This is a genomic window from Nocardioides sp. NPDC057577, from assembly GCF_042801335.1.
Classification (GTDB): Bacteria; Actinomycetota; Actinomycetes; order Propionibacteriales; family Nocardioidaceae; genus Nocardioides.
Genome location: NZ_JBHVGB010000134.1, coordinates 11,145 through 17,297, shown reverse-complemented (window position 1 = coordinate 17,297; position 6,153 = coordinate 11,145). Strand labels below are relative to the sequence as shown.

The 6,153-nt window shown below is 68.5% G+C and carries 6 protein-coding genes; 4 read left to right on the top strand and 2 right to left on the bottom strand.

Going from position 1 to position 6,153, the window contains the following annotated elements:
* Positions 1-32: 32 nt before the first annotated feature.
* Together ACFU7D_RS21805 and ACFU7D_RS21800 are read right to left on the bottom strand one after the other, a co-directional pair.
* The gene (locus ACFU7D_RS21805; protein ID WP_378730010.1) at positions 33-647 is read right to left on the bottom strand and encodes a YceI family protein; all 615 of its coding nucleotides are present in this window, start codon (positions 645-647) and stop codon (positions 33-35) included.
* Positions 648-836: 189 nt separating this feature from the next.
* The gene (locus tag ACFU7D_RS21800; RefSeq protein ID WP_378730008.1) at positions 837-968 is read right to left on the bottom strand and encodes a hypothetical protein; all 132 of its coding nucleotides are present in this window, start codon (positions 966-968) and stop codon (positions 837-839) included.
* Between the two features lie 214 nt (positions 969-1,182).
* Here ACFU7D_RS21800 and ACFU7D_RS21795 point away from each other — a divergent pair, with 214 nt between their 5' ends.
* Genes ACFU7D_RS21795 through ACFU7D_RS21780 form a run of 4 tightly spaced genes read left to right on the top strand, consistent with a single transcriptional unit; the run spans position 1,183 to position 6,051 of the window.
* Positions 1,183-1,446 carry a hypothetical protein gene (locus ACFU7D_RS21795; protein WP_378730006.1) on the top strand — a complete coding sequence of 88 codons (264 nt, stop codon included), beginning with the start codon at positions 1,183-1,185 and terminating at the stop codon, positions 1,444-1,446.
* Between the two features lie 26 nt (positions 1,447-1,472).
* Positions 1,473-3,296 (top strand): glutamine--fructose-6-phosphate transaminase (isomerizing), encoded by a 1,824-nt coding sequence (glmS, locus tag ACFU7D_RS21790; protein WP_378871082.1) that lies wholly within the window; start codon positions 1,473-1,475, stop codon positions 3,294-3,296.
* 23 nt (positions 3,297-3,319) lie between these two features.
* Positions 3,320-4,132 carry an MOSC domain-containing protein gene (locus tag ACFU7D_RS21785; RefSeq protein WP_378871079.1) on the top strand — a complete coding sequence of 271 codons (813 nt, stop codon included), beginning with the start codon at positions 3,320-3,322 and terminating at the stop codon, positions 4,130-4,132.
* A gap of 59 nt (positions 4,133-4,191) precedes the next feature.
* Positions 4,192-6,051, top strand: a complete 1,860-nt coding sequence (locus ACFU7D_RS21780) for a DEAD/DEAH box helicase (protein ID WP_378871076.1) — start codon at positions 4,192-4,194, stop codon at positions 6,049-6,051.
* Positions 6,052-6,153: the final 102 nt, after the last annotated feature.

Genomic DNA, 6,153 nt, shown 5'->3' with positions numbered 1-6,153 from the left:
CCGACGCATCGTGGGTCAGATCGACCTCAGGATCAGGCAGCCTCGTCGGCGTTCTTGATCGCGGAGATGTCGAACTCGAGCTTGATCTTCTCGGAGACGAGGACGCCGCCGGTCTCGAGGGCGGCGTTGAAGGAGAGGCCCCAGTCGGTGCGGTTGATCGCGACGGCACCCTCGAAGCCGACGCGGGTGTTGCCGAACGGGTCCTTGGCGGAGCCGGTCTGCTCGAACGGCACGGTGACCGACTTGGTGGTGCCCTTGATGGTCAGGTCACCGGTGATGTTCCAGGTCTCGCCGTCGAACTCGACCTCGGTCGACTCGAAGGTGATGTTGGGGTGGGTCTCGTTCTCGAAGAAGTCGCCCGAGAGCAGGTGACCGTCGCGGTCGGCGTTGCCGGTGTCGACCGAGTCAGCCTTGATCGTCAGCGAGACCTTGGACTTGGCCGGCTCGGCGGTGTCGATCGCCGCGGTGCCATCGAACTCCTTGAACGAGCCGCGGACGGTGGTCACCATCGCGTGGCGGGCCGAGAAGCCCAGACGGGTGTGGGCGATGTCGAGGGTGTAGTCACCGGCGATGTCGTCGATGGCGGCGGTCGGGGTGTCGAACTCGGTCGCGGCGGGGGCCGTGTCCTTCTTGCTGAAAATGCCCATGTTGGGTTTGCTCCTGGAAGAATTGGTTGAAACTACAAGCATCATAACGGGGGAATCTCGCCCAATGTTCCCGCTCTCGTGGGCTTTCTGACGTCGGGCGGGGAAATTGGTTGCAGTGACAACGCTATCCCTAAACGCACGAGGCCCGCTCCCTTGTCGGGGGCGGGCCTCGGAAACGTTGAGCGGTTGTCAGGCAGCGTGACGCGTGGTCGCGGGCGCACTGACTTCGACCCAGCGGGCCTCCATGTGCTTACGGCCGCGGCGGTCGACGACGGGGAGCCAGCGGAGCTCGAGCTTGCTGGTCACTTTATTTCCGTTCATCAGACACCTCCTGTTCACCTTGTGTTCACCTAAGGTACCGCACCCCCACTCCGATGTCCAAGCAGTCCGCCAGATGAGGCGTGGTGCTCCACTTCGAGGCCCGGAGACGGGCGCTCTGGGTGTGTCGCGCCCCACTTGGGGCGAAAAGAGAAGTTCTGCCCGAAATCGGGCAGAAATTTGAACGATGTCCCGTAGGTGGCTCACAGTTGGTGGAGTGAAGGCCGAGAGAGCGCTGATCGACCACCTGGTCGCCACCACCGGGCTCCGGCCCGCGGAGGCGGCGCGCGTGATCGAGGACGTGGTGGCGTACTTCGACGAACCGGTCGAGACCTACGTACGCCGCCGGCATGCACAGCTGAAGACCTACGGCGCGAAGAACGACGCGATCTTCGCGCAGCTCGCCGAGGAGCTTCGGGCGCGGGTCGTTGCCGCGCCGCAGCTGACCGAACGGCAGCTGCGACGGCTCATCTACGGATAGAACGACGGATTGATTGGACGGGACACATGTGCGGAATCGTCGGCTACATCGGACCTCAGCAGGCCGCCGGCCTGCTCACCGAGGGGCTCGCCCGGCTGGAGCACCGCGGCTATGACTCCGCGGGTGTCGCGGTGCTGGGCAGCAGGCTCCAGGTCGTGAAGAAGGCCGGACGCGTACGCGATCTGGTCGACGCGCTGCCGAAGCGGTTCGCAGGCAAGGTCGGCATCGGCCACACCCGGTGGGCGACCCATGGTCCGGCCAACGACACCAACGCCCACCCGCACGCCTCCGCCGATGGCCGGGTCGCCGTCGTCCACAACGGCATCGTCGACAACGCGGCCTCGCTGCGGGAGCGGCTCACCGAGGCGGGTGTCGAGCTGGTCAGCGACACCGACACCGAGGTCTTCGCCCACCTCATCGGATCGTCGACCGCGGACACCCTGGAGGCGAAGGTCGTCGACGCGCTCTCGCAGGTCGAGGGCACCTGGGGCCTCGCCGTCGTGCACGCCGACTTCCCCGACCGCATGGTCGTCGCCCGCAACGGTTCGCCGCTGATCGTCGGCGTCGGCGACGGAGAGATGTACGTCGCCTCGGATCTGGCCGCGGTCGTACGCCACACCACCACCGTCGCCCACCTCGACGACGGCGAGCTCGCGACCATCACCGCGACCGGGTTCACGACCTTCCGCCAGGACCTGACCACGACCACGACGACGGCTCGCGAGGTCGACGTGGACCCGTCGGCGTACGAGTACGGCGAGCTCGCCGACGAGCCGCGGATGTTCACCGAGATCCTCGAGCAGCCGTCCTCGGTCGAGCGGGCGCTCCGCGGGCGACTCGACGAGCGGTTCGGCACGGCCCACCTCGGCGGGCTCAACCTCGACCCGCGCGAGCTGCGCGCGATCCGCCGGGTGAAGATCCTCGGCTGCGGCTCCGCCTACTACGTCGGCCAGATGGGCGCCGGGCTGATCGAGGAGCTGGCCCGGGTCCCGGCCGACGCCGAGGCGGCCTCGGAGTTCCGCTACCGCAACCCGATCATCGAGCCCGACACGTTGTATGTCGCGGTGTCGCAGTCCGGCGAGACCATCGACACGCTGCTCGCGGTCCAGGAGATCAAGCGCAAGGGTGGGCGTGTGCTCGGCGTCGTCAACGTCGTCGGCTCGGCGATCGCGCGCGCGGTCGACGGCGGCATCTACCTGCACGCCGGCCCGGAGATCGCGGTCGCCTCGACCAAGGCGCTCACCAACATGTACGTCGCGTTCTCGCTCCTGGCGCTCCAGCTGGGCCGCGTGCGTGACCTCTCGATCGCCGACGGGAAGCGGCTCATCGCCGGCCTGCAGGCGCTGCCGACCCAGATCGAGGAGATCCTCAAGAGCGAGTCCCACCTCGAGGAGGTCGCGGCGCGGCTGGCCGAGGCCGAGTCGATGTTCTTCGTCGGTCGGGTACGCGGCTACCCGGTCGCTCGGGAAGGCGCGCAGAAGCTGAAGGAGATCTCCTACCGGCACGCCGAGGCCTATCAGACCTCCGAGCTCAAGCACGGTCCGCTCGCGCTGATCTCGGAGTCCGTGCCGACGGTCGCGATCGTTCCGTCGGACGAGCTCACGGACCGCAACGTCGCAGCCCTCCACGAGATCAGTGCCCGTCGCGGGCCGCTGGTCGTCGTCACCCACCCCGATGTCGACCTCGGCGAGCTCGACGCGCTGCGCGTGGACGTACCGAAGAACGAGGTCGAGCTCGATCCGATCCTGCTGACCATCCCGCTCCAGCTGATCGCCTTCCACGCCGCCAAGGCCCTCGGCCACGACGTCGACAAGCCCCGGAACCTCGCTAAATCTGTCACGGTCGAGTAGCGGTGTCCGCTTCAATGGGCCCCATGCGCCTGGCAGGGATCAACATCCATCCGGTGAAGTCGACGGCGATCCGCCCGGTCGAGGAGGCGTACGTCGGTAGAGCCGGGATCGTGGGGGACCGCGAGTGGATGGTCGTCGACGGCAGCGGCAAGCTGGTGACGGCTCGTGAGGTGCGGGAGCTGTTCAAGGTCGTGGCGGAGACTCCCTCGACCGGCGGCCCGGCAGGTGTGGACCTGCTGCTGAAGTTCCCCGAGATGGACCCGCTGGAGGTGGCGGTGCCCCCGCGGGAGACGCCGGCCGCCGGCGTACGTTTCTTCGGGAAGCCGCTCACGGCACAGGCCGTCGGGGAGCCTGCCGACGCGTGGCTGAGGAAGGCGCTCGGCCGCGACGACCTGAGGCTGATGTGGTGTGCCGACCCGACGAAGCGGCCGATGAACCCGGACAAGTATCGGCCCGGCGAGTTCGCCGCGTTCCACGACTCCTCTCCGGTGTCGCTGATCACCGACGCCTCGGCCGACCAGATCGACGCATGGGCCGAGGGCGAGGTCCCCGCCCAGCGCTTCCGTGCCAACCTGCTGATCGAGGGCTCCCCGGAGGCGTTCGCCGAGGACGGCTGGAGCGAGGTCGCGATCGGTGGCGCTCGGTTCCGGGTCGCCGCCCCGATCGACAGGTGCGTGATGACGACCATCGACGCCGACACTCTGGAGTCGGGCAAGGACCCGCTCCGGGCTCTCGCCCAGCATCGCCGCTGGGACGGCAAGGTCTGGGCTGCGGTGCATCTCGCCGTCGCCCATCCCGGCGAGATCGCGGTCGGCGACGAGGTCATCGTCTCCTGAGTGACGGGGGCCACCGCGTCGAGGAATGCTGAGATCGTGCTATAAGGGCCTACCGTTGGATGGTGAGCACCGACGCTGATTCTGCCGTATCCACCACTCCCGCGCCCGACGAGCCGAGCGCGCCCAGCGGTGGGTCCAGCGTCGAGGCTGAGCAGGGTCCGACCTTCGACTCACTCGGCCTGTCCGCCGGTGTCCTCGAGGCCGTGAAGGCGCTCGGCTACGAGACGCCGAGCGCGATCCAGGCCGCGACCATCCCCTCGCTGCTCGAGGGCCGCGACGTCGTCGGCCTCGCGCAGACCGGCACCGGTAAGACCGCCGCGTTCGCGCTGCCGGTGCTCTCCAACCTCGACGTCTACCAGAACGCGCCGCAGGCGCTGGTGCTCGCGCCGACGCGCGAGCTGGCCCTGCAGGTGTGCGAGGCGTTCGAGCGTTACGCGTCCAACCTCGACGGCGTACGCATCCTGCCGGTCTACGGCGGGCAGGGCTACGGCCCCCAGCTGACCGCGCTGCGTCGTGGTGTCCACGTCGTCGTCGGCACCCCCGGCCGAATCATGGACCACCTGGAGAAGGGCACCCTCGACCTCTCCCAGCTGCGCTTCCTGGTGCTCGACGAGGCCGACGAGATGCTCAACATGGGCTTCGCGGAGGACGTCGAGACCATCCTCGCCGACACCCCCGAGGACAAGCAGGTCGCGCTCTTCTCGGCGACGATGCCCGCGCAGATCCGTCGGCTGTCGAAGAAGTACCTTCGCGATGCGAAGGAGATCTCGGTCAAGGCGAAGACCCAGACCGCCGCCAACATCACCCAGCGCTACCTGATGGTGTCCTACCCCCAGAAGGTCGACGCGCTCACCCGCATCCTCGAGGTCGAGAACTTCGAGGGCATGATCGTCTTCACGCGCACCAAGTCCGAGACCGAGTCGCTGGCCGAGAAGCTGCGCGCGCGTGGCTTCGCCGCGACCGCGATCAACGGCGACATCGCCCAGGCCCAGCGCGAGAAGACCGTCAACCAGCTCAAGGACGGGTCGCTGGACATCCTGGTCGCGACCGACGTCGCGGCTCGTGGTCTCGACGTCGAGCGGATCTCGCACGTAGTCAACTACGACCTGCCGACCGATGTCGAGGCGTACGTCCACCGCATCGGTCGCACCGGCCGCGCCGGCCGCACCGGCGACGCGATCTCGTTCGTCACCCCGCGTGAGCGGTGGCTGCTGCGCGCGATCGAGAAGCACACCAAGGCATCGCCGACCCAGATGCAGCTGCCCTCGGTCGACGAGGTCAACGCGACCCGCCTCTCCCGCTTCGACGACGGCATCACCGCCGCGCTCCAGGAGGGCGAGAAGATCGAGTTCTTCCGCGACGTGGTGCGTCACTACGTCGAGGAGCACGACGTCCCCGAGGTCGACGTCGCCGCCGCCCTGGCCGCGGTGCTCCACGGCGAGGAGCCGCTGCTCCTCGAGCCCGAGCCCGAGAAGCCTGCCTACGAGGACCGGCGCGGGCGTCGCGACCGCGACGACCGCGGCAGCGACCGTGGCCCCCGCCGCGAGACGAGCACCTCGCGTCAGAGTGGGCAGCCGCTGGCCACCTACAAGATCCAGGTCGGCAAGCGTCACCGCGTCGAGCCGCGCCAGATCGTCGGCGCCATCGCCAACGAGGGCGGCCTGCGCCGCGCCGACTTCGGCAACATCTCCATCCGCAACGACTTCTCGCTCGTCGAGCTCCCCGCGGACCTGGCTCCCGAGACCTGGAAGGCGCTCGAGTCGACCCGCATCTCCGGCAAGCTCATCGAGCTCTCCGAGGACTCCGGCGGTGCCCCCGTGCGTCGCTCGGGCGGTCGTTTCGACAAGGGTGGCCGTCAGGGCAGCTCCGACTTCGGCGATCGCCCCCGCAAGCCGCGGCAGAAGCGCAAGTTCGACTGATCCGAGACGTCGCCCGCGTCGGCCGAAGCGTCACTCGCGTCGGCCGACCGGTCACTTGCGTCGGCCGACCTGTCACGTCATGACGTCTCGCTCGACCGGGGT

Bases quoted from the DNA above. Each gene is read 5' to 3' on its own strand.
- ACFU7D_RS21785 (WP_378871079.1), top strand. From the start codon at position 3,320: ATGCGCCTGGCAGGGATCAACATCCATCCGGTGAAGTCGACGGCGATC.
- ACFU7D_RS21805 (WP_378730010.1), bottom strand. From the start codon at position 647: ATGGGCATTTTCAGCAAGAAGGACACGGCCCCCGCCGCGACCGAGTTC.
- glmS (WP_378871082.1), top strand. From the start codon at position 1,473: ATGTGCGGAATCGTCGGCTACATCGGACCTCAGCAGGCCGCCGGCCTG.
- ACFU7D_RS21780 (WP_378871076.1), top strand. From the start codon at position 4,192: ATGGTGAGCACCGACGCTGATTCTGCCGTATCCACCACTCCCGCGCCC.
- ACFU7D_RS21800 (WP_378730008.1), bottom strand. From the start codon at position 968: ATGAACGGAAATAAAGTGACCAGCAAGCTCGAGCTCCGCTGGCTCCCC.